The sequence below is a fragment of the Geodermatophilus obscurus genome (assembly GCF_900143215.1).
Classification (GTDB): domain Bacteria; phylum Actinomycetota; class Actinomycetes; order Mycobacteriales; family Geodermatophilaceae; genus Geodermatophilus; species Geodermatophilus obscurus_A.
On the sequence record NZ_FRDM01000048.1, the window covers coordinates 1 to 26,484 of the forward strand.

22 protein-coding genes and 2 pseudogenes are annotated in these 26,484 nt (G+C 74.8%); 14 read left to right on the forward strand and 10 right to left on the reverse strand.

Annotation, left to right across the window (positions count from 1 at the left end):
• Together BUB17_RS22740 and BUB17_RS28040 are read left to right on the forward strand one after the other, a co-directional pair.
• The coding region (locus BUB17_RS22740; RefSeq protein WP_072920938.1) for a putative PEP-binding protein at positions 1-1,291 on the forward strand (1,291 nt) is incomplete at its 5' end.
• 134 nt (positions 1,292-1,425) lie between these two features.
• Entirely contained in the window at positions 1,426-1,572 is a 147-nt protein-coding gene (locus BUB17_RS28040) for a hypothetical protein (RefSeq protein WP_175486584.1), read from the forward strand.
• 234 nt (positions 1,573-1,806) lie between these two features.
• Here the strand turns inward: BUB17_RS28040 and BUB17_RS28045 are convergent.
• The 3 genes and pseudogenes from BUB17_RS28045 to BUB17_RS27165 all read right to left on the reverse strand — a co-directional run.
• Positions 1,807-2,084: pseudogene (locus BUB17_RS28045) on the reverse strand (DUF4396 domain-containing protein); the annotation flags it as partial.
• Positions 2,081-2,958 (reverse strand): annotated as a pseudogene (locus BUB17_RS22750) (HARBI1 family protein). The pseudogenes BUB17_RS22750 and BUB17_RS28045, both read right to left, overlap by 4 nt.
• Before the next feature lie 103 nt (positions 2,959-3,061).
• Positions 3,062-3,157 carry a DUF4396 domain-containing protein gene (locus tag BUB17_RS27165; protein WP_244277431.1) on the reverse strand — a complete coding sequence of 32 codons (96 nt, stop codon included), beginning with the start codon at positions 3,155-3,157 and terminating at the stop codon, positions 3,062-3,064.
• A 259-nt stretch (positions 3,158-3,416) separates the two neighbouring features.
• On the opposite strand from BUB17_RS27165, the gene BUB17_RS22760 reads away from it, so the two are divergent.
• Positions 3,417-5,507, forward strand: a complete 2,091-nt coding sequence (locus BUB17_RS22760; RefSeq protein ID WP_244277432.1) for a GGDEF domain-containing protein — start codon at positions 3,417-3,419, stop codon at positions 5,505-5,507.
• Between the two features lie 9 nt (positions 5,508-5,516).
• Here BUB17_RS22760 and BUB17_RS22765 read toward each other — a convergent pair whose 3' ends face one another.
• Positions 5,517-6,374: a tyrosine-protein phosphatase gene (locus BUB17_RS22765; protein WP_072920941.1), complete on the reverse strand. Its 858-nt coding sequence runs from the start codon at positions 6,372-6,374 to the stop codon at positions 5,517-5,519.
• A 206-nt stretch (positions 6,375-6,580) separates the two neighbouring features.
• On the opposite strand from BUB17_RS22765, the gene BUB17_RS22770 reads away from it, so the two are divergent.
• Genes BUB17_RS22770 through BUB17_RS22790 form a run of 5 tightly spaced genes read left to right on the forward strand, consistent with a single transcriptional unit; the run spans position 6,581 to position 11,525 of the window.
• Positions 6,581-7,801 carry a substrate-binding domain-containing protein gene (locus BUB17_RS22770; RefSeq protein ID WP_072920942.1) on the forward strand — a complete coding sequence of 407 codons (1,221 nt, stop codon included), beginning with the start codon at positions 6,581-6,583 and terminating at the stop codon, positions 7,799-7,801.
• 2 nt (positions 7,802-7,803) lie between these two features.
• Positions 7,804-8,610 (forward strand): ABC transporter ATP-binding protein, encoded by an 807-nt coding sequence (locus BUB17_RS22775; protein ID WP_083606548.1) that lies wholly within the window; start codon positions 7,804-7,806, stop codon positions 8,608-8,610.
• 53 nt (positions 8,611-8,663) lie between these two features.
• Positions 8,664-9,482, forward strand: coding sequence for an ABC transporter ATP-binding protein (locus BUB17_RS22780; RefSeq protein WP_072920943.1), 819 nt, complete (start codon positions 8,664-8,666; stop codon positions 9,480-9,482).
• The gene (locus BUB17_RS22785) at positions 9,479-10,363 is read left to right on the forward strand and encodes a branched-chain amino acid ABC transporter permease (protein WP_072920944.1); all 885 of its coding nucleotides are present in this window, start codon (positions 9,479-9,481) and stop codon (positions 10,361-10,363) included. Before BUB17_RS22780 ends, BUB17_RS22785 begins: the two co-directional genes overlap by 4 nt.
• 10 nt (positions 10,364-10,373) lie before the next feature.
• The gene (locus BUB17_RS22790) at positions 10,374-11,525 is read left to right on the forward strand and encodes a branched-chain amino acid ABC transporter permease (RefSeq protein ID WP_072920945.1); all 1,152 of its coding nucleotides are present in this window, start codon (positions 10,374-10,376) and stop codon (positions 11,523-11,525) included.
• A gap of 96 nt (positions 11,526-11,621) precedes the next feature.
• Here the strand turns inward: BUB17_RS22790 and BUB17_RS22795 are convergent, their stop codons facing one another.
• Positions 11,622-13,205 (reverse strand): chitinase, encoded by a 1,584-nt coding sequence (locus tag BUB17_RS22795; RefSeq protein ID WP_072920946.1) that lies wholly within the window; start codon positions 13,203-13,205, stop codon positions 11,622-11,624.
• A gap of 346 nt (positions 13,206-13,551) precedes the next feature.
• On the opposite strand from BUB17_RS22795, the gene BUB17_RS22800 reads away from it, so the two are divergent.
• Positions 13,552-16,557: a glycosyltransferase family 2 protein gene (locus tag BUB17_RS22800; protein WP_208983586.1), complete on the forward strand. Its 3,006-nt coding sequence runs from the start codon at positions 13,552-13,554 to the stop codon at positions 16,555-16,557.
• A 94-nt stretch (positions 16,558-16,651) separates the two neighbouring features.
• On the opposite strand, the gene BUB17_RS22805 is transcribed toward BUB17_RS22800, so the two are convergent.
• The 3 genes from BUB17_RS22805 to BUB17_RS22815 form a co-directional block, all read right to left on the reverse strand.
• Positions 16,652-17,536, reverse strand: coding sequence for a 3-methyladenine DNA glycosylase (locus BUB17_RS22805; RefSeq protein ID WP_141243165.1), 885 nt, complete (start codon positions 17,534-17,536; stop codon positions 16,652-16,654).
• A 152-nt stretch (positions 17,537-17,688) separates the two neighbouring features.
• On the reverse strand, positions 17,689-19,626 hold the full coding sequence (locus BUB17_RS22810) for a helix-turn-helix domain-containing protein (RefSeq protein WP_208983588.1): 1,938 nt from the start codon (positions 19,624-19,626) through the stop codon (positions 17,689-17,691).
• A 17-nt stretch (positions 19,627-19,643) separates the two neighbouring features.
• The gene (locus BUB17_RS22815) at positions 19,644-20,399 is read right to left on the reverse strand and encodes a 3-hydroxybutyrate dehydrogenase (RefSeq protein WP_072920956.1); all 756 of its coding nucleotides are present in this window, start codon (positions 20,397-20,399) and stop codon (positions 19,644-19,646) included.
• Between the two features lie 265 nt (positions 20,400-20,664).
• On the opposite strand from BUB17_RS22815, the gene BUB17_RS22820 reads away from it, so the two are divergent.
• The 5 genes from BUB17_RS22820 to BUB17_RS22840 all read left to right on the forward strand — a co-directional run bounded on the left by BUB17_RS22820 (position 20,665) and on the right by BUB17_RS22840 (position 25,830).
• Positions 20,665-22,029 (forward strand): MFS transporter, encoded by a 1,365-nt coding sequence (locus tag BUB17_RS22820; RefSeq protein WP_072920949.1) that lies wholly within the window; start codon positions 20,665-20,667, stop codon positions 22,027-22,029.
• 91 nt (positions 22,030-22,120) lie between these two features.
• Positions 22,121-23,170 (forward strand): ABC transporter ATP-binding protein, encoded by a 1,050-nt coding sequence (locus BUB17_RS22825; RefSeq protein WP_244277433.1) that lies wholly within the window; start codon positions 22,121-22,123, stop codon positions 23,168-23,170.
• A gap of 25 nt (positions 23,171-23,195) precedes the next feature.
• Positions 23,196-23,993, forward strand: coding sequence for an ABC transporter permease (locus BUB17_RS22830; protein ID WP_072920950.1), 798 nt, complete (start codon positions 23,196-23,198; stop codon positions 23,991-23,993).
• Positions 23,994-24,034: 41 nt separating this feature from the next.
• Complete coding sequence (locus BUB17_RS22835; RefSeq protein ID WP_141243166.1) at positions 24,035-25,228, forward strand: sensor histidine kinase; 1,194 nt, start codon at positions 24,035-24,037, stop codon at positions 25,226-25,228.
• Complete coding sequence (locus tag BUB17_RS22840; RefSeq protein WP_072920951.1) at positions 25,225-25,830, forward strand: response regulator transcription factor; 606 nt, start codon at positions 25,225-25,227, stop codon at positions 25,828-25,830. Before BUB17_RS22835 ends, BUB17_RS22840 begins: the two co-directional genes overlap by 4 nt.
• Positions 25,831-25,842: 12 nt before the next feature.
• On the opposite strand, the gene BUB17_RS22845 is transcribed toward BUB17_RS22840, so the two are convergent.
• Both BUB17_RS22845 and BUB17_RS22850 read right to left on the reverse strand, forming a co-directional pair.
• Positions 25,843-26,034, reverse strand: a complete 192-nt coding sequence (locus BUB17_RS22845; RefSeq protein WP_072920952.1) for a hypothetical protein — start codon at positions 26,032-26,034, stop codon at positions 25,843-25,845.
• The gene (locus BUB17_RS22850) at positions 26,034-26,285 is read right to left on the reverse strand and encodes a hypothetical protein (RefSeq protein WP_072920953.1); all 252 of its coding nucleotides are present in this window, start codon (positions 26,283-26,285) and stop codon (positions 26,034-26,036) included. The genes BUB17_RS22845 and BUB17_RS22850 overlap by 1 nt, the downstream gene beginning before the upstream one ends.
• Positions 26,286-26,484 lie beyond the last annotated feature (199 nt).

The window sequence follows — 26,484 nt, forward strand, 5'->3', positions numbered from 1 at the left end:
CGACGTCCGCGACGTCCGCGACCGGATCGTCGCCCAGCTGACCGGCCAGGGGGAGCCCGGCGTCCCGAGCCCGGAGGAGCCGTCGGTGCTGCTGGCCGACGACCTCGCGCCGGCCGACACCGCGGGGCTCGACCCCCGGCGCATCACCGGCCTGGCCACCCGGCTGGGCGGCACGACCAGCCACACCGCGATCATCGCCCGCCAGCTCGGGCTGCCGTGCGTGGTGGCCGTCGGCGGCCTGGCCGACGTCCCGGAGGGCGCCACCGTGCTGCTCGACGGCGAGCGCGGCACGGTCACCGTCGACCCCGACCCGGAGGAGGCGCGTTCTCGGCTGGAGGCGTCGCAGGCCGCGGCCGCGGCGCTGGCCGGCTACCGCGGCCCGGGCCGCACCCGGGACGGGCTCGAGGTGAAGGTGCTGGCCAACGTGCAGGACGGCGCCGGCGCGCGGGCCGCGGCCGCCGCCCACGCCGAGGGGGTCGGGCTGCTGCGCACCGAGCTGGCCTTCCTCAGTCGCGCCGAGGAGCCCTCGGTGGAGGAGCAGGCCCGCGGCTACGCCGAGGTCTTCGAGGCCTTCCCCGGGCAGCGGGTCGTCGTCCGCACGCTGGACGCCGGGTCGGACAAGCCGCTGGCCTTCGCCACGATGCCCGACGAGGACAACCCGGCCCTCGGCGTCCGTGGCCTGCGGGTGGCCCGGCGCGACCCCGGCCTGCTGGAGCGGCAGCTCGACGCGATCGCGGAGGCCGCCCGCCGGACCGGCGCCTCGCCCTGGGTGATGGCACCGATGGTGGCCACCGTCGGGGAGGCCGCGGACTTCGGCGCGCGGGTGCGCGCCCGCGGGCTCACCCCCGGGGTGATGATCGAGGTGCCCTCGGCGGCGCTGATGGCCGAGCGGCTGCTGCGGCACGTGGACTTCCTGTCGATCGGCACCAACGACCTGTCGCAGTACACGCTGGCCGCCGACCGGCTCTCGGCCGATCTCGCCGATCTCACCGACCCGTGGCAGCCGGCCCTGCTGGCACTGGTGCAGCTGACCGCCGAGGCCGGCCGCCGCACCGGGAGGTCCGTCGGGGTCTGCGGGGAGGCGGCCGCCGACCCGCTGCTGGCCTGCGTCCTCATCGGCCTGGGCGTCACCTCGCTGTCCTGCGCCGCGTCGTCGATCGCCGGGGTCGGGGCCCGGCTGGCCGTGGTCGACACCGACGCCTGCCGGCGGGCGGCCGAGGCGGCGCTGCTGACCGACGACCCGCACGAGGCACGTGCGGCGGCGCGCCGCGAGCTCGGCGTCGTCGCCTGAGGTCGGCGTCACCCTCCGGGGCGACGGATCATCGCCGTGTCGCGTCGCCTGCCTGGCTTTCTTCGGAATACTCGGGCCTGCACCTGCATTGTGCTGGGTGTAGACCCCCACGAGACCGGAAGAAGGCGCAGGAGATGAACAGCGTGACCTCCAGCTGGCGGCGGCGTCGGCAGGCGGCGCGGACGCGGCGGGCGCTCGACCGCGCCCTCGCGCGCACCAGCAGCCCGGCGATGCGCGACGAGCTGCTGACGATGGCGAACAGCAGCGGGTTCACCCGCTGAGCCGTTCGGCGACGACGCGCGACCCCGGCCTCCTCGCGGAGACCGGGGTCGCTTGCTGTCCGGCCCTGGTGACGTGTGGGAACGGCCACCTCTCAAGGGCCCTCTGCCTGCGCTCGCGAGGCGTGGGGGGAAGGTGGTCCTTTCTCGGTGCAGGCCGTGGACGACGGCGTGCCCCCGGCCGCGGCTGATCATCCGGCGGTTGATCGGCAGGGTCACCACGAAGGCGACCGCCAGGGCGCCGGCGAGGGCGAGCCAGAACAGTGCACCGGAGATGCCGGCCTCCATCGCGCCCGGGACCGACAGCATCACGTCGTTGCGACGACCTCCATGACGGCGATGGAGATCGTGCCGGCGGCCAGCGCCACCCGGAGCGCCCGGCGGAAGGGCAGCCCCGCGCGCAGCACCCCCCGCATCGTCAGCGCGTAGCCGAGGAGCAAGGCCAGGGCGACCGCGAGCGCGACCGTGGCCCACTGAGCCATTCCCAGTAAGGGCCCTGGTGGCTTGTGGATCATGTGGTGCGGTCGTGCATGTGGTGGAGCAGGACCAGTGCAGCGGCGGTGATCGCGCCGATCCGCCACGGGCAGAGGCTGACCCGGCGCAGCGCCTTGAAGGTGGTCTTGAGCAGGGAGTCGCCCCGCTCGGCCAGCGCCCGAGTCGCCGCGTGCAGCAGGTTGACGGTGCGTTCGTCGGCGGTGAGTCCGCGGCCGGCGGGAGTCTTGACCGGCGTGGTGAGCGCGTCGCGTTCGCCTTCGTAGCCCAGGTCGGCCAGGGCGGCGTGCTCGTCGTCGGTCCACTCGGCCAGCAGCGGCAGCGCCTCGGGATGGGTGCGCAGCGCGGTGGTGTCGTGCTCGCGGCCCGGCCGGACGTTCGAGATCCACAGGGGCCAGCCGTCCGGAGCGGCGATGACCTGCACGTTGCCGCCGTGGGCGGCGTGCTTGCCCGACCACCACAGGTCCACCCGGCGGCCGGATCGGTCGGCGCGCGCGGTCGGCCCAGGCACCGAGCAGCGATCGGTGCGGACCAGCGTGCCGTCCGCGGTGACGTGCGGATGCCCGGCGGCGCGGGCGGCCAGCAGTGCCCCGCGCAACCCGGGCGCGGCCGCGGCCAGGACATCGATGCCCTCGTGCAGATACCGGTAGGCCGTCGAGGAGCCGATGTCGTTGTCGGCGGCCAACTGCGCCAGTCGGGTGCCGTCGAGGAACCAGCGCAGCACCAGCACCGCCTGCCGGTAGCAGCCCAGCGCCCGCCGTCGGCCACGCGTACCGCGGCGACGGCGCTCGGCAGCCAGCAGGCCGGACACGAACACCACGGTGGACTCCCTGACCGGGAGCACGGCGGTGTAGCTGACAGGATCAGACACAGCAGGACCTCGGTGCGGCTGGACATCTGTGGAAGGACGTCCCTCCTACCGAGGTCCTGCGCTTCGTCCGGTCATCTCGCCGCCCTCGGCGTGTCCCTGACCTGCCAGTCTCCGGCTACTGGGAATGGCTCACTCGGACAGGCCGACGGACGTGCCGATCACCATGCCGAGCACCTCGCCGATGGCGCAGCCGGTGAGGCAGTGCAACGTGGCCGACGCCGCCATGGCCCACGGGGGGGCCGGGGCCGTGTTCGGGTGGGTGGCCCTCGTGCGCCCGTAGCGCGTGGTCGTGCGGGCTCGTCGTCACGGGAGTCGCCTCCTCGGGTCGGACGTCGGTACGGGGCGGCCTCGACGGACGGAACACCCCACCCCCCCTGGGTATCTATTGGGAGCTCGCGCCTCATCCCCCCAAGGGGTGTACCCCGTTCAACTCCGGGGTCCGTCCTGCCGATGGGACGGGCGTGAGCAGAAGGGGAGGGTCCAGGTGAGCGGCCCTGCGGTGTCCGAGGCCCGGGAGACGTCCGGGGCCACCACGGGACTGCTGTTGAGCTACGTCCGCCGGCAGGGCGGGGACGACGCGGTCGCGGAGGTGCTGCGCCGTGCCGACGTGCCGTTCACCGCCGCCGAGCTCGAGCTGTCGTCGCACTGGACCAGCTACGACACCCGGATCAAGCTGTTCACCGCCGCTACCGAGGTGCTCGGCGACCCGCAGACCATGTTCCGCGTCGGCCGTGAGGCCCTCGGGCTCGGCCTGACCCCGGCCCTGGTCCTGCTCATCCGCGCGATGGGTTCACCGCGCCAGGTGTACCGCCAGTTGCCGCGCGCCGTGGCCAAGTTCTCCACCACCTCGACGATGCGGGTCCTCGGGTCCGGAGCCACCCACGCGACGCTCAGCTACCAACTGCACGAGGGCTACCGGCACTCTCGGCTGGACTGCGAGTACGCCCAGGGCCTCATCGGCATGGTGCCGACGGTCTTCGGGCTGCCGCAGGCGCAGCTGGTGCACGTCGAGTGCGAGTCCGACGGCCACCCCGTCTGCGTCTACCACCTGACGTGGGAGCGCCGCCGGAGGCTGGGCGGGCGCCGCCGTACCGACGACGACGTACCGGAGCTGCTCGCCCTGCGCGAGCAGCTGCGCATCCTGCAGTCGGCGGCCGCCGACCTGGTCGCCAGCGAGGACGTCGAGACCGTCCTGCAGCGCATCATCGAGAAGGCCGCCGAGGCGGTGCTCGCCCCGGGCTGGGTGCTCGCCGTGGCCGACCCCGCGGGCGGTCCCGCGCTGGTGCACGGCGCCGGCCTGCCGCAGCACCAGGTCGACAGCCTCGCGGCCACGCTGCTGGCCGGTGCCGACCCGGGCCCGAACGTCGTCGCGGTCGACGTCGCCTCCGCCCGTCGGGTGCACGGCCGGCTGGCCACCGTCTACCGTCCCGGCGACGGGGGTCTGCAGCACGAGCGCCAGATGCTCGCCGCCTACGCCGGCTACGCCGCGGCCGCCCTCGACCTGCTGATGGCGCTGGAGAACTCCCGGCAGGAGGCCGACCGCGCCGGGACGCTGCTCACCCTGGCCCACGAGCTCGCCGGGGCCACCGACGCCGGTGACGTGTGCACGGTGGTCGTCGAGGCGCTGCCCCGTGTCGTCGGCTGTGACAGCGCCGCGGTGATGCTGTGGGACCCGGCGGAGGGCTGCCTGCGCACGGCCGCCCACGTGGATCCCGTGGAGGAGCACCAGCTGATCATGTACGGGACGGCCCTCCGCGCCGAGGACGTCCCGGAGCTGGTCGGGATGCTGACGGACCGGGAGCCGCGCTTCCTGCGGCCCGAGTCGAGCAGCCCCGTGCTGGAACAGCTGCTCACGGCCCTGGAGGTCACCGACGTCGTCGCCGTCCCGGTCGTGGCCGGGCGCACCTTCCTCGGCGTGGCCACCGCGAGCTGGCCGGCCGGGCGGGCCCCCGACGTCCTCGCCGGCGACGTCCTGCACCGCCTGCGTGGTGTCGGGGACCAGGCCGCGACCGCACTCCAGCGGGCCCGCCTGCTGGAGACCGTGCGGCACCAGGCCACCCACGACGCGCTCACCGGGCTGCCCAACCGGGTGCTCTTCCTCGAACGGCTCGGCGAGGCGCTGGCCACCACGCCCGCCGACCAGCACGTCGGCGTGCTCTTCTGCGATCTGGACCGCTTCAAGGCGGTCAACGACTCGCTCGGCCACGCCGCCGGTGACGAGCTGCTGCGGCAGGTGGCCGCCCGGCTGCGGGCCGCGATCCGCCCCGGCGACATGGTGGGCCGGCTCAGCGGCGACGAGTTCGCCGTCCTGCTGCCCGTCCTCACCCGGCCGGAGGACGCCGACCGCGTCGTCGCCCGGGTGCTGGGCTGCTTCGACGAGCCCTTCCGCCTGGAGGGCGCCGGCGTCGCCGTCGGCACCAGCGTGGGCGTCGCCGTCCACGGCGGCGGATCGGGCAACGCCGACGCGCTGCTGCGGGCCTCCGACGCCGACATGTACCGGCACAAGAAGAGGACCCCCTTCCCCTCACGGCTCGCAAGCTCACCGCGGGACCCTGAAGGGGGCCACGAGTCGTAGCTGCAGGTGCTAGCTCCGCAGTCGCGCGCGCAGGGCGGCCTGCTCCTCGGCGCCGAAGCCGTGCCCGGTGAGCCAGCCCTGCGGACCGCCGTGCCGCTCGTCGAGCAGTTCGAGCACCCGGCGCATGGTCTCCGCCCGCGGCGTGTGGCTGGCGACGTCGCGGCGCACCATGTCCTCGGCGTAGGTCGGTGACGCGGTGAGCCTGGTCATCAGGTCGTCGATGACCTCGGCGGTCAGGGCGTAGTCGGCGACGATCTCCTCGTGGGGCACGCCGGCCACGGCGAGCGCGAACGCCACCACGACGCCGGTGCGGTCCTTGCCCGCGGCGCAGTGCACGACCGTGGCGCCGTCCGGAGCAGCGGCCACGGCGCGCAGCGCGGCGACCACGTTCTCCGGCCGGTGCGCGAGGTAGCCCAGGTAGGAGCGCACTGCCGGGGGCTCGCCCTGGTCGCCCTCGGCCACCTGCCGCGGCAGGATCGACTCGGCCCAGTCGGCCGGCAGCTCCGGCAGCGCGTCCTCCTCGACGGCGAACACGTCGGTGTGGTGGCCGCGCTCGGGCAGCAGGGTGAAGTGCCGGTGCGTCACGCCGGGCACCGCGCGCAGCGGGCCGCGCCCCTCCAGCAGCACCTCGGCGGTGGTGCGCAGGTCGACGACCTCGCGCAGCCGCACGTCGTCGACCAGTCGGCGGACGTCGGCCTCGCTCAGGGTCTGCAGGTTGTCGCTGCGCAGCACCCGGCCGGGGACCGTCCGCCCGCCGTCGGAGGTGGGCAGGCCGCCGAGGTCGCGGGTGTTGGCGGTCCCGTCGAGTCGCAGCCAGCGGTCGGTCGCGCGGCGCTCGGCCACGCCGTCGAGAGGTGCGGAGCTCACGGCCCCGACGGTACGGCGTCGTGACGACGGCCCTGCGGCAGTGGTGCGACCGCCGGATGGTGCCGCCGTCCACCGAATGATGATCAACTGTGGTGCCCGGCCACATGGGGATGGCTCCCGTCGCTCCCTACCGTGTGGTGCGGCCCACCTCCCGCCAGGAGCCGGGCCTCCGACGTGCAACGCCGCACACCCAGAGGAGTCCGCTCATGTCGCGTTCCCGTTCCCGCTCCGCCGCGTTCGCCGTGACCGCGGCCGGGCTCCTCGCGGCCACCGCCGCCTGCGGCAGCCCGACGGCGTCCAGCGGTGGCGGCGGCGGGGGTGGCGAGGAGGACGGCGCTCCGGTGCAGGTCGGCCTGGTCACCTCCATCTCCGGCCCCCTGGCCGCCTACGGCGAGCAGTACCTCCAGGGCTTCGAGGCGTGCCTCGACCACGCCACCGACGGCACCGACGAGGTCGCCGGGCGGCCGATCGAGATCGTCGAGCGGGACGACGCCGGCGATCCGGCCAAGGCCGTCGCCGAGGTCACCGACCTCATCGGGCAGGGCGTGCAGGTCATCGCCGGGTCGGCGTCCTCGGGCGTCGCGACCCAGGTGGCCCCGCTGGCCGAGCAGAACGACGTGCTGTTCATCTCCGGTCCGGCCGCCACCGACGCGATCACCGGCGTCAACGACAACACCTTCCGCTCCGGCCGGCAGACCTACCAGGACGTGCTCACCGCGCAGTCGTTCATCGGCGACCCCGCCGGGCAGACCGTGCTGGTCTTCGCCCAGGACAGCGCCTTCGGGCAGGCCAACGTCGCGGCGGTCACCGCCGTCCTCGGCGAGGCCGGCGGGGCGACCGTCACCCCGCTGCTGGTCCCGACCAGCGCCACCGACCTCACCCCGTTCGCCGCCCAGGCCCGCGACGCCGGCGCCGACCTGACCTTCGTGGCGTGGGCCGGTGAGACCGCCCCCGCCATGTGGCAGGCGATGGGCCAGCAGGGCGTCTTCGACGCCACCAGCGTGGTCACCGGGCTGGACCTGCGGGCGTCCTACCCGACCTACGGCGACCAGGTGGCCGGCCAGCTGAACTTCCTGTCGCACTTCTTCGCCGAGGCCGTCGACAACGAGGTCAGCCAGGCCATGACCGAGCGGGTCGAGGCGGCCGGCGGCGAGGTCGACATCTTCACGCCGGACGGCTGCAACGCCGCGCAGATGGTGGTGCGGGCCGTCGAGGAGGGCGGGGACGACGTCGCCGGGATGATCGGCGCGCTCGAGGGCTGGACCTTCGAGGGCGTCAAGGGCGAGCTGACCATCCGCGCGGAGGACCACGCGCTCCTGCAGCCGATGTTCCAGGCGCGCCTGGAGCAGCAGGGCGGCGAGTTCGTGCCGGTGCTGGTCGAGACGCTCGACGCCGAGGCCACCGCCCCGCCGGTCGCCACCCCCTGACGATGGCTCCGTCTGCCGGCAGCTCCGCCGCCGCGGCACCGGCCGCCCGCCCTGAGGGCGCGCCGGTGCTGCAGGTGGCCGGCCTGACCTGCGCCATCGGCGGCGCGGTGATCGTCTCCGACGTCAGCTTCGACGTCGCGCCCGGCGAGTTCGTCGCCGTCATCGGTCCCAACGGGGCGGGCAAGACCTCGCTGTTCAACCTGCTGTCGGGGCTGCTCCCGGTCACGTCCGGCTCGGTCACGCTGGCCGGCACGGACATCACGCGGGCCGGCCCCGCCGACCGGGCCCGCCGCGGCCTCGGGCGCACCTTCCAGGCCAGCTCGGTGTTCGCCGGGCTGACCGTCCAGGAGAACGTGCGCCTGGCCGCGCAGGCCCGACTCGGCGGCAGCATGCGGGCCTGGCAGCTGGTCCGCCCGTCGGACCGTGCGTACGAGGTCGCCGGCCGGGCGCTGGACCGGGTGGGGCTCGGCAGCCGGGCGCACCTGCCGGCCGGGTCCCTGTCCCACGGCGACAAGCGCAAGCTCGAGCTGGCCATCCTGCTGGCCACCGACCCGGCGCTGGTGCTGCTCGACGAGCCCATGGCCGGCGTGAGCACCGAGGAGGTGGCCGGCCTCACCGAGGTGATCGCCGGCGTGCACCGCGAGGAGGGCAAGACCGTGCTCATGGTCGAGCACCACATGGACGTGCTGCTCGGCCTGGCCGACCGGGTGGCCGTGATGCACCACGGCGCGCTGCTCGCGCTGGACACCCCCGCCCGGGTGACCGGCGACCCCGCCGTCCAGGAGGCCTACCTGGGGGACGCCCTGTGAGCGAGCATCGCGAGGAGCGGAGCGAACAGCCTCGCGGAGCGAGGGATGACACCGTGAGCGAGCGCCCGCCGCTGCTCCGGCTGGCCGACGTGCACGTGCGGCTCTCGGGCAGCCACATCCTGCAGGGCGTCGACCTGACCGTCCGCCGCGGCGGGGTCACCGCACTGCTCGGCCGCAACGGCGCCGGCAAGACGACGACGGTCAAGTCGGTGCTCGGCCTGGTGCCGTCGAGCGGGACCATCGAGTTCACCGGCGGCGACGGCCGCACGCACCGGCTGCAGGGACGGCGCACGCACGAGGTCGTCCGGCTGGGCATCGGCTACGCCCCCGAGGACCGCGAGGTCTTCGGCGGGCTGACCGTCGCCGAGAACCTCACCCTCGCCGAGCGTCGGGACTCCGCGCACCACCACGACCGGGTCTACGACCTGTTCCCGGAGCTCGAGCAGCGCAGCCGGCAGCTGGCCGGGACGCTGTCCGGCGGCCAGCAGCAGATGGTGGCCATCGCCCGGCTGCTGCTCAACGACAACCAGCTGCTGCTCGTCGACGAGCCCACCAAGGGCCTGGCCCCGTTGCTGGTCGCGGAGGTCGCCGACGTGCTGGCCCGCGCGGCCGAGGAGGTGACGATCCTGCTCGTCGAGCAGAACCTGACCGTCGTCCGCCGGATGGCGACCGACGCCGTCGTCGTCGACCAGGGGCGGGTGGTCTGGGCCGGGTCCGCGCCGGAGCTGCTGGCCGACCCCGACCGCACCCGCGAGCTGCTCGGCGTCGCCCCGAGCGGAGGTGCGCACACGGGGAGCGAGCGTGCGAGCTCACCGACGACGGAGCAGCACGTGCGCTCGCGACGGTCGAGCGCCGGCGAGGCCGGCGCATGAGCACGGTGGTGCTGCTGACGGTCACCGGGCTCGGGCTGGCGGCGCTGTACTTCCTCGTCGCGAGCGGGCTGTCGCTGATCTTCGGGCTGATGGGCGTGCTGAACTTCGCCCACGGCGCCTTCCTCACCATCGGCGCCTACGGCACCTGGTGGGCCGCGGAGAACATCCCCGGCGCCGGCGCCACCGGCTGGGGCTTCGTCTACGCGGTGGCCTTCGGCGTCGCCGTCGGCACGTTGGTCGCCGCGGTGGTCGAGCTGACCCTGATCCGGCCGCTGTACGAGCGGCACATCGAGCAGGTGCTGGTCACCGTGGGGCTCAGCCTGGCCCTGGTCGCCCTGGTGCGGGCCGTCTGGGGCGCCGACCCGCGGCCGTTCCCGCGTCCGGAGCTCGCCCGGGGGACGACGTCCCTGCTGGGCGCCAACGTGCCCAACGACCGCTTCCTGCTCATCGCCACCGCGATCGTCGTCCTCGTCGCGGTGCTGGCCTTCCTCCGGTTCACCCGCTTCGGCCTGGTCATCCGGGCCGGCGTGGAGAACCGGACGATGGTCACCGCGCTCGGCATCGACGTGCGACGGGCCTTCACGCTGGTGTTCGCCATCGGCGGCGCCTTCGCCGCGTTGGCCGGCGCGCTCGGCGGCATCTACCTCGGCTCCATCTCGCCGGGGCAGGGCACCTCGCTGCTGATCTTCGCCTTCATCGTCGTGGTGATCGGCGGCATGAGCTCGATCACCGGCACCGCCGTGGCCGCCGTCCTGGTCGGCCTGGTGCAGCAGTTCGCCAACTACTACGCGGCCAGCGGGGTGGGCGACCTGTCGGTCGTGCTGCTGCTCGCCGTCGTCCTGCTGACGCGGCCCGGTGGGCTGACGGCGAGACTGGCTTGAGGAGGGCGTCATGAGCCGGAACCCGACGCGGCTGGCGCCGCTGGTCGTCCTCGTCGTCCTGGCGCTGCTGCCCTACTCGACGCTGCAGGTGCCGGGCCTGTTCGACGGCGTCCTCAACAGCCCGGGCACCCTGCAGCTGATCGCGCTGTGCCTGGTGTTCGGCGGCGTGGCGCTCTCCTACGACCTGCTGTTCGGCTTCACCGGGCTGCTGTCGTTCGGCCACGCGCTCTACTTCGCGGCCGGCACCTACGTCGCCAACCTGGCGCTCACCGAACTCGGCCTGGGCCTGGGCGCCGCGCTCGCCCTCACCACCGTGGTCGGCGTCGTGCTGCCGCTGCTGGTCGGCGGGGTCGCGCTGCGGGTCTCCGGCATCGCCTTCTCGATGGTCACCCTGGCGACGGCGCAGGTCGGCTCCATCATCGTGCTGCAGGACCCGGGCGGGCTGACCGGCGGCGAGGAGGGCCTCGCGGTCGCCCGGGAGCCGGTCCCCGACGTGTTCATCGGCGTCTTCAACACGGTGAACAAGTACTGGCTGGCGCTGGCCTACCTGGCGCTGGTCTACCTCGTCGTCACCCTGCTGACCCGCTCGCGCGCCGGCCGGGTGTGGGCGGCGATCCGGGAGAACGAGCGCCGCGTCGAGGTGCTCGGGCTCAAGCCCTACCCGTTCAAGCTGCTGGCGTTCGTGCTCGCCGGCCTGCTGGCCACCCTCGGTGGCGTCGTCCACCTGCTGCTGCTCGGCGGCTCCACGCCGCGGGTCACGACGACGGACTTCACGCTGAGCCTGCTGGTCATGGTGGTGCTCGGCGGCGCGGGCAGCCGCTGGGGCGCCGTCCTCGGCGGGGTCCTCTACACCTACCTGGACAGCCGGCTGACCGACCTGGCCCAGTCGCCGGCGGTGCAGGACCTGCCCGCGTGGCTGCGGGTGCCGCTGTCCGAGCCGCTGTTCATCCTGGGCGCGCTCTTCGTCGTGGTGGTGTTCTTCTTCCCCGGCGGGATCGCCGGCCTGGTGGCCCGGCTGCGGGAACGTCGGGCCGGCCGGCGCCCGGGGACGACGCCGCCTCCCGACGGGACGACGGTGCCCGGACGCGCCGTCGAGCAGCTGCGCGAGGCGGCCGGCCGCGGTGTCGGCGTGGGCGCCGGTCAGCCCCGCGACGGCGTCTGAGCCGGGGCCGCGGACCGGAGCCGGGACGGCGTCGCGGGCGCCCGGCCCCGACCCGGCGCCGGTGCCGGAGGTGGCCGGCACCGGCGCCCGGGGGGCTCAGGTCCCGACCGGCTCGCCGGGGATGGTGAACAGCGGCCCCCAGGCCTGGTCCGGCGAGATCGGGAACAGGGTGCCGGGGGCCTCGCCCCGGCTGGCCCAGCGCGCCTCGTAGGGCAGGCCGTCCAGGAGCACCCGGTCGCCCCGCTGGTAGAGGACCTCGGGGTCCCAGCGCTCGGTCACGTCGCTGACGGTCGGCACCGGCGCGGGCGCGGCCTCCGACGTCGTCACCGCGCCGAGCAGCGCCCAGGGCGACCCGGTCCCGGTCGTGGCGGGCACGGACGGGTCGATCCCCACGACGTACCAGCGCGCCTCGTACACGAAGCCGTGCCAGACCACCTTGTACCCGGCCGGGTACTGCCCCTCGGACCGCCAGACGGGGTACGGGCTGGTGGCCGGGTCGTCGACGACGGGCTGCCGGGCGGGCTCGCGCACCACGTCGCTGACCCGCACGGCCGGAGCGCCGGCGCCGAGGTCGGCGAAGGCGTCCACGAAGGCCGACGGGACCTGCTCCACACCGCTGCACGTGTCCGAGTGGACGGCGACGTGGGCGAAGCTCGCACTGCACGCGGTGTCCCGGTTCAGCGACCACAGCGAGACCCGGCCCAGGCCGTTGGCCCGGGCGAAGGCGGCCAGCGCCTCGGCGTCGGCCACGGTGAAGACCTCGCCGTCGACGTCGTTCTGGCCGATCATCGGCGTCGCGCCGACGCGGGCCCAGGTCTGGGCCTCGCTGAGCGGCGTACCCCGCTCCTCGTAGAGGTCGCCCACCTGCCCGACCGTGGCCCGGACGGCCTGCTCGGTGGCCTCCCGCATCGACTGCGTCGCGGGCTTGGCGGCGCCGTAGTCCATGGTCATGACGTTGACGCCGGTCAGCTCCACGTCACCGGCCAGCGTGGTGCGCACCAGGTCCACGGCCTCGGCGGTCAGCCCGGTCGGGGCCACCGGCACGGTGAGCCAGACGGCCAGCGGGGAACCGGCGGCCTCCCGCTCCCGCTGCACCGTGGCCAGGGCCTCGGCCCGCCGGTCGGCGGCGGACCGGTCGGCGACGGCCGTCCCCTCGACGTCGAGGTCGATCGCGGACAGGTCGTAGCGCTCGACGACCTCGCGGTAGGCCGCGGTGAGCTCGGCGGTGTCGGTGCAGGTCACGGCCAGCTCGTCGTTGGCCTGACCCCCGAGGCTGACCATGACGTCGCCGCCGGCGGACCGCAGCTGGGCGATCCGGCGGTCCAGCTCCAGGTCCGTGCCGGCCTGCTCGAGGGAGTAGTAGCCGCCCCAGCTCGGCGCGCAGCCGTCCTCGGGGTCGGCCACCACGAAGGCCAGGGCGACGGTGCCGGCCGGGTTGGCCCCGGGGTCCTGGAACTGGAAGGTGGGGGTGAGGGTCACGTCGACGTAGGGGACGCTCCACGACGGCGCCGGGGTCCCCGTCCGCCCCTCCACCGCCTCGGTCACCGAGACGAACCCGCCTCCGGTGACCACCGTGGCGATTCCGACCAGCAGGCCCAGGCGGCTCCAGGAGAGCCGGCGCGGAACCGGCTGCTCGTCGTCCGGTTGCCCGCCGGGGGTGGCGGCGCGCGTTGCGCCCATGGGGGAGTCCTCGCTCTCGTCGACGCAGCACCGGGCGGGGCTGCGGGTTCTCGACTCACGTCGACAGCGGGCGCACCCGACTTGACCGGGGCGGCCGGGCCCGGGCGGGGACTTCACCACGAGGGGTGAGCGGGGGCGCCGGCGGCTCAGGATCGGCCGTGCCGTGCCGATCACCGTCCCGAGCGCAGGTCGCACGCCCTGGCGCCGGAGCTGACGAGTACGAAGGCGGACACCCATGCGACGCACCACCCCCGACCCGCGACAGCCGAGCGTCCGGCGGCAGTGGGGCAGCGACCGGCGGCGGGGTCCGCTCCCGTTGGTCCCGCCGAAGGTGTCCGACAGGCGCATGGCGATCGGCCGGATGGCCATCGTGCTCACCGTGTCGGCGTGGGCCGTCTACGTGGCCTTCACCATCGAACAGCAGTTCATCGAGGGCAAGGCCGACAGCGCGCGGCTGGTCATCGAGGCGATCGTCTACCTGCTGATGGTGACCGGGCTCGCGACCTCGGCGATGGCCTACTTGATCACCCGGATCGGGTTCTTCTACCGCAGCCGGGCCCACACCCGGGCCCCCCGCGTCGTCCTGGACGCCTTCTTCGACACCCCGGCACCCCCGATGACCGTGCTGGTCCCCTCCTACCAGGAGGACGAGCGGGTCATCCGGACGACGCTGCTGTCCGCCGCCCTCCAGGAGTACCCGGCGCTGCAGGTCGTCCTGCTCATCGACGACCCGCAGAACCCGACGACGACGCGGGCCCGCGCCCTGCTGGACGACGCCCGGGCGCTGCCCGGTGCCATCGAGGCCGAGCTGGAGGTGCCCGCGAGCCGCTTCCGCGGTGCTCAGGACGCCTTCGAGCGCGCCGTCGGCGAGGGGGCCGGGCGCGCCGCGACGACCGAGGACCTCCGCGAGCTGGCCGGGCACTACCGGTTCGCCGTCGAGTGGCTGCACGACCTGGCCGCGCGGCACGAGGTCGTCGACCACACCGACGTCTTCTTCGTCGACCACGTGCTCGGCGCGCTGGCCGCGGACCTCGCCACGGTCGGGACGGCGCTGTCCGACGGCGCCGACGAGGGCATCGTGCTCCCCACCGGCCGGCTGCTGCAGCTCCACCGCCGGCTCGTCGCCACCTTCACGGCCCGCGTCACCAGCTTCGAGCGCAAGCGCTACCGGTCGCTGTCGCACGAGCCGAACAAGGCGATGAACCTCAACAGCTACATCAGCCTGATGGGCGGCAGCTACCAGGAGGTCGACACCCCGGTGGGCCTGGCGCTGGTCCGGTCCTCGGCGCGCGACGCCCACCTGGTCGTCGGGGAACCCGACTTCGTGCTCACCCTCGACGCCGACAGCATGCTGCTGCCGGAGTACGCCGCCCGGATGGTGCACCTGCTCACCCAGAGCGCCCACTCCCGGGTGGCCGTCGCGCAGACCCCGTACAGCTCGTTCCCCGGGTCGACGACCCGTCTCGAGCGCATCTCCGGTGCCTCCACGGACCTGCAGCACATCGTCCACCAGGGGATGACCCAGTACGACGCCACCTTCTGGGTCGGCGCCAACGCGGTGCTGCGCAAGAAGGCCCTCGACGACATCGTCGAGGTCGACTACGACGGCGACTTCGAGATCCGGCGCTACATCCAGGACCGCACGGTCATCGAGGACACCGAGTCCACCATCGACCTCGGCGCGCACGGCTGGCACCTGGTCAACTACCCGGAGCGGCTGGCCTACTCGGCGACCCCGCCGGACTTCGGCTCGCTGTGCATCCAGCGTCAGCGCTGGGCCAACGGCGGCCTGCTGATCCTCCCGAAGCTGCGTGAGCAGATGCGGGCCCGCCGGGCGCGCGGTGAGCGCAACCGCTTCGGCGAGCTGTTCCTGCGCGTCAACTACATGGCGTCGATCTGCTGGAGCTCGATCTGCCTGCTGACGATGCTCGTCTACCCGTTCAACGCCGAGCTGCTCAACCCGCTGCTGCTGCTGGTCTCGGTCCCGTACTTCCTGGTGATGGCCGGCGACCTGCACGCCACGGGTTACCGCCGGACCGACGTGCTGCGGATCTACGGGTTCAACCTGGTCCTGCTGCCGGTCAACCTGTCGGGCTCCTTCGCCTCGGTCCTGCAGCTGATCACCGGGGAGAAGAGCGCCTTCAAGCGGACGCCGAAGGTCCGGAACCGCACGACGGCGAGCGCGCGCTTCATCCTCGCCCCGCTGGCGCTGATCGGGCTGTGCGTCTACACGATCGTGATCGACATCCAGCTGCAGCGCTGGGAGAACCTGTTCTACGCCGCGCTCAACGCCACGCTGGCCACCTACGCCATGGTTGCGTTCGTCGGCATCGGCAACAGCGCCACCGACCTGTGGGTGCAGCTGCGGGACTGGCTGTACCGCCCGGTGGAGCCGCAGCGGCAGGTTCCCGCCCGACGCAGCCTGCGGACGTCGAGCCCGCGCCCGGCGCCGACCCGTCGTCCGGCCGCGGTCGCGTCGACCCCCGACTGGGCGTCGGTGCTGCACTACGGCATCCCGGGCACCGAGGGCAGCGTGGCCGTGGTGCCCGCAGCCGGTGCCGGGCAGCAGCACCGGGCCGTCCCCTCGCCGCGGCCGGCGGCCGCGGTGGTGGAGCAGGACGACAGCGCCGTCGTGGCCGCCTTCCGCGACTTCATCTTCTTCACCGTCTTCCAGCCGATCGTCGACCTGGCGACCGGCGAGCCGGTGGGCTACGAGGCGCTGTGCCGGTTCGCGGACGGCCGGCCGCCGCAGGAGCGGCTCGACGCCGCCACCGACCGCGGCGTCGGCGTGGACCTCGACGCCGCGATGCTGCGTGCCTCGCTGGCCGCCGCCGCCTCGCTGCCCGAGGGCGCCTGGGTGTCGGTCAACGTGTCGGCGGCCATGTGGGACGCGCGGCGCGCGCTGTCCTCCGTCCTGAGCCGGTCGTCCTGCCCGGTGGTGCTGGAGTCCGGCGCGCTGATCGGCGGGCGTGACCTGTCGGCGGCCGACGTGCCGATCGGCGTCCAGGTGGCGCTGGAGGAACCGCTGGTCGGGTACGACAGCTTCAGCCGGCTGGACCGGCACCGCCCGGCGTTCCTCAAGCTCGGCCGGGAGACCACCGCCGGCATCGAGCACGACGCGGCGCGCCGGGCCCTGCTGGGGGCTCTCGTGCCCTTCGCGGAGGAGCGCGGGTGCCAGGTGATCGCCTCGGGCGTGGAGACCGCGGTCGAGCGGGACACGCTGCGGTCCTGCGGGGTGCACCTGGGCCAGGGCTTCTTCCTCGGACTGCCGGCACCCGCCGGCCGAGCGGGTCGGCCGGCGGCCGTGGCCGCTCCGGCCCCGGAGCTCCTGGCCGCTCCGGCCGTCGGCTGACCCGCCGGCCGAGGCTGCCCCGAGCCGCCCGGGTGGCGTGCTCGGGGTGGGAACCGGACCGCCGGGAGGCCCGGGCCGTCGCGGCGCGGGGCTGCTACGGCGCCGGCGCCAGCACCGCGGCGCACACCGCCAGCAGGCGCGTGCGCAGGACGGCACCGCGATCGGCGAAGCCGCGCTGGGCGGCGACGTACCGGGCCTTGCCCTCCGGGGTCTCGATCGGCACCGGGTCGTAGCCGGCGTCGCGGAGGTCGTACGGCGAGGCGCGCATGTCGAGCTCCCGCACGTCGGCCGCCAGCACGAAGCAGTCCAGCAGCAGGTCCCCGGGGACGGCCGGGCCGAGCTTGTACGCCCACTTGTAGAGGTCCATGGTCGCGTGCAGGCAGCCCGGCTGCTCCATCTCGACCTGGGTGGCCCGGGTCGGCTGCAGCCGGTTGCGGCCGACGGCGGCGGGCGTGAAGAACCGGAACGCGTCGAAGTGCGAGCAGCGGATCGGGTGGGCCTCGACGACCGCGTCGGTGCCGGCCTGGCCCAGCCGCAGCGGCAGCGGGTGCCGGTGCTCGTCGGCGCGGTAGACCATCGCCCACTCGTGCAGCCCGAAGCAGCCGGTGTGCGCCGGCCGGGCCGCGGTCGCGCCCAGCAGCCGGGCGACGAAGGCGACGGTGTCCCCGCGGTCGGCCCGGAACCCGTCGAGGTCGAGGGTGACCGCGCCGTCGTCGTCGGTGGCGTACCAGCGCCAGGCCGCGTGCGGCGCAGGGCCGTCCGCGCCGGCTGCGAGCACCACCCCGGCACCGGGGTGCCAGCGGCGCAGCTGCGCGGGCCGGGCGCTGTAGTACTCGTGCAGGAAGTCCTCGACGGGGTGGCGGGTGCCGGTCGCCTGGCGGGCCCGGTGCCCCGCGGTCAGCGCGTCGGCCCGCTCCGCGTGGGCCGGCGCCAGCGCCGTCCACTCGGCCGCCGGCAGGCAGGGGGGTACGGCGGGCACCCGAACAGGGTAGGAGCAGGACCCCGTCCTCCTCACGCCTCGTCAGAGGACCCCCTGCCCCCCGCCGCTCGCAGGCTCGCGGCGGAACCCTGCAGGGGGCCAGCGAGCCTCGGGACGGGGCCACGGAGGGCCCGGGGACCGGGTGCGGTCTCTCAGGACCCGGCGGAGGTGAGCCGGTGCAGCCGCAGCGCCAGGTGCACCTCCAGGGCGCGCTCCGGCGCCGACCACCCACGGCCGAGCAGCCGCCCCACCCGCTCCAGGCGCTGGGTGACGGTGTTGACGTGCACCTGCAGCGCCTCGGCCGCCCGCGCCGGTGAACCGCCGGCGTCGAACCAGGCGCGCAGCGTCCCGACCAGGTCGGTGCCGCGCCGCTCGTCGTAGTCCAGCACCGGGCCGAGCGTGGCGGTGACGAAGCCGCGCACGTCCCGCCCCTCGCCGACCAGCAGCCCGACGAAGCCCAGCTCGTCGGCGCTGGCCGCCTGGCCGGCCCGGCCGAGGGCGACCAGCGTCGAGGCGCAGCGCTGGGCCTCGACGTGGGCGGGGGCGACCGCGGCCGGGCCCTGCGCCGGTCCGGCGCCGCCGGCGGTCACCGGCCGGCCCACGGCCGCGCCGAGCTCCCGGCACACCTGCGCCGCCGCGGCGCCGGGCTCCTGATCCGGCAGGCAGAGCACCACCCGTCCGTCGTTCAGGCCGGCCAGCCCCCCGCGGACGGCGGCCAGGTGGGTGGCGGCGGCCAGCGCCCGGCCCCGGGAGGGCTCCTCGACCGGGACGACGACGACGGCGTGCGGCCGGTCGAGGTCGGCGCCCAGCCGGCGGGCGCGCTCCCGCAGCCCGTCGGGGTCGCGCAGTGCCGGCCCGAGCAGCTCCTCCAGCAGCTCGCCGCGCACCCGGCCCTCGGCCTCGCTGGCGGTGCGCCGGATGAGCAGCAGCAGGGAGGTCACCAGGGCGGCGCGCTCGAGGATGCGCTGGTCGGAGTCGGACAGCTCGTCGTCCCGGTGCAGCACCAGGCCGCCGAGCAGCTCGGCGCCCACGGTCACCGCGGCGGTCCACCAGCTGCCGTCGCGGACCGTCCGGCCGGTCGAGCGGGCGAGCGTGAGGGCGGCGGCGGGGTCGGGCGGCAGGTCGTCGTCCGACGCCGGGGACGGCGTGCCGCGGCCGTGCTCGTCGAGGATGGTGATCCGCCCGCCGAGCGCCTCGGTGACCGCGGTCGCGACGTCCTCCACGCCACCGCCGCGCAGCACGATGTCGATGAACCGGTCGTGCGCCCCCGCGGCCCGCTCCACCGAGGCGGAGTGCGCGCGCAGCTCGCGGGTGGCCGTCGAGAGCTCCTCCAGCGCCGCGCGGGTCTCCTCCAGGAGGCGGGCGTTGTCCAGCGCGATCGCCGCGTGCGCGGCCAGCGAGCCCAGCAGCGAGACCTCGGAGCGGTCGTAGAGCCGCTCGTTGCGGTCGGCGGCGAAGAGCACCCCGATCACCCGCGAGCCGCGGACCAGCGGCACGCCGAGGATGGCGACCAGGCCCTCCTCGGCGACGCCGCCGTTGATGTCGTCGGTGTGCTGGAACCGCGGGTCGGCGAAGTAGCGGGCGGTGGCGTACGGCGCAGCGGTCTGCGCGACCAGCCCGCCGAGGCCGGCCCCCATCGGCAGCCGCAGCGCCTGGAACCGGGCCGAGACGGAGCCGTCCGTCACCCGCATGTAGGTGTCGCCCCGGGCGTCGTCGTGCAGGGTCAGGTAGGAGACGTCGGTGCCCAGCAGCTGCCGGGCCCGCCGCACGATCGCGGTGAGCACGTCGTCGACGCTGCGCAGCGCGGCCAGGTCGCCGGCGGTGTCGAACAGCGCGGCCAGCTCGGACTCCCGGCGGCGGCGCGCGGCGAACGCGTCGCGCACCTGCAGCGCCAGCAGCTTCACCCGCTCCAGCCCGGCCACCGTGGCGCTGTCGGCACCGGCCGCGCGGGCGCGCACGACCGGCCCCTCGAACTCGATCGCCGCGGCCTCCTCGAGCAGCAGCCCGAAGTACTCCGCGGCGCCGTCCAGCTCGCCGGACGCCGGGACCGGCTGGGCGGACGGCGGGGTGGTCCGGCTCACGACCGGCATTCTCGCCGGTCGTGCGATCAGTGGGCGGTCCACCCGCCGTCCATGACCAGGGAGCTGCCGGTGATGGACGCCGCCGCCGGGGAGCACAGGTAGGCGACCGCCTCCGCGACCTCCTCGGGCTCGATCAGCCGCTTGACCGCCGCCGGGGCGAGCATGATCTGCTCCACGACCTGGTCCTCGGACAGGCCGTGCGCCTTGGCCTGGTCGGCGATCTGGTTCTCCACGAGGGGCGTGCGCACGTAGGCGGGGTTGACGCAGTTCGAGGTCACCCCGTGCGGGGCGCCCTCCAGTGCGATGACCTTCGACAGGCCCTCCAGGCCGTGCTTGGCGGTGACGTAGGCGCTCTTGTACGCCGACGCCCGCAGGCCGTGCACCGAGCTGACGTTGACCACCCGGCCCCAGCCGCGCTCGTACATGTGCGGCAGCGCGCCCCGGACCAGCCGGAACGGTGTCTCCAGCATCAGCCGCAGGATCAGCGAGAAGCGGTCGACCGGGAACTCGTGCAGCGGCGCCACGTGCTGCAGCCCGGCGTTGTTGACCAGCACGTCGACGTCGAGGTCCAGACCGTCGACCGCGTCGAGGTCGGACAGGTCGACGGCGACCGCCGTCCCCCCGACCGCTTCGGCCACCGCCTTCGCCGCGTCGGCGTCGCGGTCGACGACGACGACGTCCGCGCCGGCCTCGGCCAGCCGGACCGCGCACGCCCGGCCGATGCCCGAGGCGCCGCCGGTGATGAGGGCCCGCCGGCCGCTGAGGGTTCCTGAGTCCGCCATGGCGCCGAAGGCTAGGCCGTCGCGCCGACCGGCCACACGGCGTGCGGACACACACCTGGCCACGAGGTGATGGTGCTCACCCACACCACGTCACCGTCCGTCAGGGACCGGGGACGCCACACTCGTACGACGGACGACGCGGTTCCACATGGTGGCCGAACACATGATCGCAGTCATAAGAGGGGAGTCGCAGCACATGGGCAGCGGGGGGTTGCCTTCTCTACCGTCGGGCCGGACTCTGCACGACCCTCGACGAGGAGATCCCATGTCCGCACCCGCAGACTCCGGCACGCGCTTCGGCCGCGTCGTCGGCGCGAGCATCGTCGGCACCACCGTCGAGTGGTACGACTTCTTCCTGTACGGCTCGGCCGCCGCGCTCGTCTTCGGTCCGCTGTTCTTCCCCGAGCAGGACGACTTCATCGGCGTCCTCGCTGCCTTCGCCACCTACGCCATCGGTTTCGCCGCGCGTCCGATCGGCGGCTTGGTCTTCGGCCACTTCGGTGACCGGATCGGCCGCAAGAAGCTGCTGGTCATCTCGCTGCTCATGATGGGCGGCGCCACGTTCGCCATCGGCCTGCTCCCCACCTACGCCACGGTCGGCGTGCTCGCTCCGATCCTGCTGGTCACCCTCCGGCTGGTCCAGGGGTTCGCCCTCGGCGGCGAGTGGGGCGGCGCCGTCCTCATCGTCTCGGAGCACGGCAAGCCGGAGCACCGCGGCTTCTGGGCGTCCTGGCCGCAGGCCGGCGCGCCCGCCGGCCAACTGCTGTCCACGGGTGTCCTGGCCCTGCTGGCCGCCTTCCAGTCCGACGAGGCCTTCGTCAGCTGGGGCTGGCGGATCCCGTTCCTGCTCTCCGCCGTGCTCATCCTGGTGGGCCTGTGGGTCCGGCTGGCCGTGTCCGAGTCGCCGGTCTTCCTCGAGGCGCAGCGCAAGGCCGAGGAGGAGGCCGCGCGGACCGGTGAGGTCGAGAAGGCCCCCATCGTCACCGTGATGTCCCGCTACAAGCGCGAGGTCCTGGTCGCCATGGGTGCCCGCATCGCGGAGAACGTCTCCTACTACGTCATCACCGCCTTCAGCCTCACCTACGTCACCCAGGTGCTCGGCCTCGAGACCTCGTTCGCGCTCAACGCGGTGCTCATCGGGGCCGCCGTGCACCTGGTGACCATCCCGCTGTGGGGCGCCCTCTCCGACCGGGTGGGCCGCCGGCCGGTCTACCTGTTCGGCGCCGTCGGCGTCGGCGTGTGGGGCTTCGTCTTCTTCGGCCTGCTCGACACGGAGAGCTTCGCGCTCGTGGTGGTGGCGGTCACCGTCGGCCTGCTCTTCCACGGCGCGATGTACGGCCCGCAGGCCGCCTTCCTCTCGGAGCTCTTCGGCACCAAGGCCCGCTACTCGGGCGTGTCGGTCGGGTACCAGCTCGCCTCGGTGGTCGCCGGTGCTCCCGCGCCGCTGATCGCGGTGGCGCTGCTGGGCAGCTTCACCGATCCCAACCCGATGCGGGTGTCGATCTACCTCGCCGTCTGCGCCGTGATCACGCTGGTGGCGGTGCTCTCCTACGGCGAGACCCGGACCCGCGACCTCGCCGAGGACAAGGCCATCGTGACGAAGCAGGGCCGGTCGGCGACCCGCGTGTAGCGCACCTCGGCTCCGACAGCACGGGCCCTCCATGACAACCGTCATGGAGGGCCCGTGGCGTCGGGGGGAGAAGTCGTGAGGGACGGCACCTGTGCCGGCGCCGGGACGACGGCAGCGTCAGGGGTGCGCCCGGGAGGAACGGCCGGACCCCGGCCGGCGGGCGCACCGAGGAGGTCGCCGTGACCCGTCCGTCGCACCCGCCCCGCCGTCCCCGGCGACGTCGCGCCGGGTTCCCCCACCGGCGGCCGCCCCACCTGCCGTCGAGGTCGTCGACCTGCACCGCCGCTACGGCGACTTCGCGGCCGTCCGGGGCGTCTCCTTCGACGTCCGGCCCGGGGAGGTCTCCGCGCTGCTCGGCGTGAACGGCGCCGGCAAGACCTCCGCGCTGGAGGTGCTCGAGGGGCTGGCGCCCGCGTCGGGCGGGACCGTGCGGGTCCTCGGTACCGACCCGCGGCGCGAGCGGGCCGCCGTCCGCCGGCACCTCGGGGTGCAGTTGCAGACCAGCGGCCTGCCCGGCGACCTGACCGTCGCCGAGACCGTGCGGACCTGGGCCGGCACGCTCACCGCACCCCGACCGGTCGACGAGGCCCTGGCGCAGGTCGACCTCACCGGCCGGGCCGACGTCCGGGTGCGCAGCCTCTCCGGCGGGGAGCGCCGCCGGCTGGACCTGGCGCTGGCCCTGCTCGGCCGCCCGCGGGTGCTGGTCCTCGACGAGCCGACCACCGGCCTGGACCCGGAGAGCCGGCGCACCGTGTGGGGCCTGGTCCGGGGCCTGGTGGACGACGGTGCCGCGGTGGTGCTCACCACGCACCACCTGGAGGAGGCCGAGGAGCTGGCCGACCGCATCGCGGTCATGCGCGCGGGGCGGATCGTGCTGGCCGGCACCCGCGAGGAGATCGCCGAGAGCCAGCCGGCCACCATCCGCTTCACCCTCGACGACGGGGCCCCGCAGCCGCCGGTGCCCGCGGACGTCGAGGTGGTCGGTGCCGGCCCGCGGGTCGAGTGGCACACCCGCGCCCTGCAGCCGGTGCTCGCCGCGCTGCTGGCCTGGGCCGCCGAGCACGGCGTGGTGCTGCGCGGTCTGCAGGCCCGTGCCGCTTCGCTGGAGCAGGCCTTCCTCGCCGTCGCCGACGCCGACTGACCCCCGACCCGAGAGGAACGTCCCGATGACCACGCTTCCCGCCCCCGCCGGCCCCTCGTCGCTCCGCCGCATCGGCGCCCTCGCCACCGCCGAGACCCGCCTGCTGGCGCGCAACCGCACCGCCGTCGTCAACTCCGTGCTCATGCCGCTGCTGCTGGTCGGCTTCGTCGCGGTGGTGGGCGGCGACGGGATGCTCGGCGTGGACCTGCTGGTCGCCGCCGCGGGCTTCACGCTGGTGTTCCTCACCTACTACAACCTGGTCACCACCTACGTCGCCCGGCGCGAGGACCTGGTGCTGCAGCGCATGCGCACCGGCGAGCTCACCGACGCCGAGGTGCTGGCCGGCACCGCCGCCCCCACGCTGCTGGTCACGGCCGTTCAGATCGGCCTGGTCGCGGTGGGCGTGGCCGTGCTCGGCCGGTGGACCGCGCCGGTCGACCTCCTCCTGCCGGTGTTGGCGGTGCTGCTCGGCGCGGTGGTCATGGTCGTGCTGGCCACGGCGAGCACGGTGTTCACCCGGACCCCGGAGTCGGCGCAGATCACCACCCTGCCCGTGGTCATGGGGGCGACCGCGCTCTCCGGGCTGTTCTTCCCGCTCAGCGTGCTGCCGGAGGGGCTGGCCACGGTGGCCCGGCTGCTGCCGCTCACGCCGGTCGTCGAGCTGCTGCAGCTGGGCGTGGCCGGCCGCACCTGGAACGGCGAGGTCGTCGCCGGGGCCGAGCTGTGGTGGGCCGCGCTGGCCCCGTTGGGCGTCCTGCTGGCGTGGACCGCGATCGCCGGGTTCGCGACGGCGCGGTGGTTCCGCTGGGCGCCGCGGCGCTGAGCGCCCCGGAGCGGGACGGTCGGTACGGCAGCATGGGTGCCGTGCCGACCGTCGCGCGCTGGTGGAGCAGCCGCACCGACCCCCAGCGCATCGACCTCTACACCCGCTCGTCGTACTACTCGACGCTGGTGCTCGTCCCGGTCCTGCTGTTCTTCGCGGTGTCCTCGGACTGGGCGACCTCCGCCGCGTGGCCGCCGCTGGTGCTGCTCGGCTCCTCGGTGGTCACGACGGCGGCATGCCTCGTGCTCACCCGCCGCGGCTTCCGGGACCGCACCGCAGGCCCCGACCGGTCGGCCCTGCTGGTCGCCGTCCTCGCCGGCCTGGTCACCGTCCTGGCCGCGCTGGCCGCCACGGGAGAGGGGCCCGCGCCCGCTGCACCGTGGGTGGCCGGCCTGGTGTCCGGCGCGGTGCTGCTGGCGCTGTCGGTCACCGTCCCGACCCGGCCGCTGGTCGCCGGTGCCGCGGTCGCCGGTGTGCTGGCCGGCGCGGTGGCCTTCGCCGAGGGCAACCCGCCGGGCGCCGCCGTCGCCGTCGGCGCCTCGATCGGTGTGGCGGTCGGCTTCTGCGTCACGGCCTTCCGCTTCAGCGTCTGGATCCTCGACGTGGTCCTGGAGATGGAGCGCAGCCGCGGGGCGCAGGCCCAGCTCGCCGTCGCCGAGGAGCGGCTGCGCTTCGCCCGCGACCTGCACGACGTGATGGGCCGCAACCTCTCGGCGATCGCGGTGAAGAGCCAGCTGGCCGCCGAGCTGGTCCGGCGGGGGAGGGACGGCGCGGCCGAGGAGCTCGCCGACATCAGCCGGGTCGCCGAGGAGTCGCTGCGCGAGGTGCGCGACGTCGTCCGCGGTTACCGGCGCACCGACCTGCCCGGCGAGCTGGCCGGGGCCCGGTCGGTGCTGCGCGCGGCCGGGGTGGGCGTCACGGTGACCGGCGAGGCGGAGGCCGTGGCCCTGCCCGAGCCGGTGCAGGCGGCGCTGGGCTGGGTGGTGCGGGAGGCGGTGACCAACGTGCTGCGGCACAGCCGGGCGAGCTGGTGCAGCATCGAGCTGCGCGCGGTCGGCGGGGAGGCGGAGCTGCGGGTGGCCAACGACGGCGTCCGCGGGGCGGGGACGGCCTGGGGCAACGGGCTCACCGGCCTGGCCGAGCGGCTGGCGGCCGGTGGCGGCCGGCTGTCGGCGGGGCCGGACGGCGACCGGTTCGTGCTCGCCGCGAGCGTTCCGGTGGGGGTGCCGGCGTGATCCGGGTGCTGCTGGCCGACGACGAGAACCTGATCCGCTCGGCGCTCGCGGCGCTGCTGGCGCTGGAGGAGGACCTCGAGGTCGTGGCCCAGGCCGCCTCCGGCGCGGAGGCGCTGGCGATGGCGCGGGCGCACACCCCGGACGTCGCCGTCCTGGACCTGCAGATGCCCGACCGGGACGGCATCTCCGTCGCCGGGGAGCTAGCCACCGTGCTGCCCGGCTGCGCGGTCGTGATCGTCACCGGGCACGGGCGCGCCGGGCACCTCAAGCGCGCGCTGGAGGCCGGCGTGCGCGGGTTCCTGCCCAAGACCGTGAGCGCGCCGGTGCTCACCGACGTCGTCCGCACCGTGCACCGCGGCGGCCGGTACGTGGACCCGGAACTCGCCGCGGAGGCGATCAGCGCCGGGGACAGCCCGCTGACCCCGCGGGAGGCCGACGTCCTGGAGCTGGCGGCCGGGGGTGCGCCGGTCGAGGAGATCGCGGCCCGTGCCCACCTGTCCCCGGGGACGGTGCGCAACCACCTGTCCTCGGCCGCGGGCAAGCTCGGTGCCGCCAACCGGCACGTGGCCGTGGAGGTCGCCCGCCGCCACGGCTGGATCTAGCGGGGCCCGAGGTCAGGAGGCCTCGTTGCCGCCGCGGACCACCGAGTCGTCTCGCTGGGCGTCGTCGTCCGTGGTCAGGGTGACGTCCTGCTCGCCGCCGTCGGACCGGTCCTCACCGGGGACGCCGTCGACCATGTTCGTGCTCGTCGGTCCGTCCGTGGTGTCGGGGGACTCGCGGTAGCCGCTGTTGTCGGGCTCGGTCATCAGTCGGTTCCGCCTCCGGATCGGGGGGTGGGGCTCGGGACCTCGCCGGACGGACCGTCCGTGCGGGCGCGGGCGATGTCGGAGTCGGCGCGGGCCGGCAGGTCGTCGCCCGAGGCGGCGTCCCGCTCGATCGCCTCGTCGGCGGTGAGCGGGACGTCGTCGAAGCCGGACCCGGTGCTGCTGTTGTCGCCGGTGCCCGACGCGGTCGGGATGTCCTGCTGGATCCGGTCGCTGCCCTGGGGGTCGCTCACGGGAGCCTCCTGTCCGACGGCGCTGTCCCCGGGGCCATGCCCGCCGTCGTAGCCCTGAAACGACCGCAGGCTGCCGTCCCGCGAGGGACGACGACCGCCGTGCGGTACCCGGCCGCGGTGTTCGGGTCGAGGAGTGGGGGCCGGAGGCCTCCGCGAGGAGAGCCGGGTGGGGCTCGACGCAGCGAGGACGGCTCCTGGC

Excerpts from the sequence above, each read along its gene's own strand:
- BUB17_RS28040 (WP_175486584.1), top strand. The coding sequence starts at position 1,426 with ATGAACAGCGTGACCTCCAGCTGGCGGCGGCGTCGGCAGGCGGCGCGG.
- BUB17_RS27165 (WP_244277431.1), bottom strand. The coding sequence starts at position 3,157 with ATGGCGGCGTCGGCCACGTTGCACTGCCTCACCGGCTGCGCCATCGGC.
- BUB17_RS22770 (WP_072920942.1), top strand. The coding sequence starts at position 6,581 with ATGTCGCGTTCCCGTTCCCGCTCCGCCGCGTTCGCCGTGACCGCGGCC.
- BUB17_RS22775 (WP_083606548.1), top strand. The coding sequence starts at position 7,804 with ATGGCTCCGTCTGCCGGCAGCTCCGCCGCCGCGGCACCGGCCGCCCGC.
- BUB17_RS22785 (WP_072920944.1), top strand. The coding sequence starts at position 9,479 with ATGAGCACGGTGGTGCTGCTGACGGTCACCGGGCTCGGGCTGGCGGCG.
- BUB17_RS22790 (WP_072920945.1), top strand. The coding sequence starts at position 10,374 with ATGAGCCGGAACCCGACGCGGCTGGCGCCGCTGGTCGTCCTCGTCGTC.
- BUB17_RS22795 (WP_072920946.1), bottom strand. The coding sequence starts at position 13,205 with ATGGGCGCAACGCGCGCCGCCACCCCCGGCGGGCAACCGGACGACGAG.
- BUB17_RS22800 (WP_208983586.1), top strand. The coding sequence starts at position 13,552 with ATGGCGATCGGCCGGATGGCCATCGTGCTCACCGTGTCGGCGTGGGCC.
- BUB17_RS22810 (WP_208983588.1), bottom strand. The coding sequence starts at position 19,626 with ATGCCGGTCGTGAGCCGGACCACCCCGCCGTCCGCCCAGCCGGTCCCG.
- BUB17_RS22815 (WP_072920956.1), bottom strand. The coding sequence starts at position 20,399 with ATGGCGGACTCAGGAACCCTCAGCGGCCGGCGGGCCCTCATCACCGGC.
- BUB17_RS22820 (WP_072920949.1), top strand. The coding sequence starts at position 20,665 with ATGTCCGCACCCGCAGACTCCGGCACGCGCTTCGGCCGCGTCGTCGGC.
- BUB17_RS22830 (WP_072920950.1), top strand. The coding sequence starts at position 23,196 with ATGACCACGCTTCCCGCCCCCGCCGGCCCCTCGTCGCTCCGCCGCATC.
- BUB17_RS22845 (WP_072920952.1), bottom strand. The coding sequence starts at position 26,034 with ATGACCGAGCCCGACAACAGCGGCTACCGCGAGTCCCCCGACACCACG.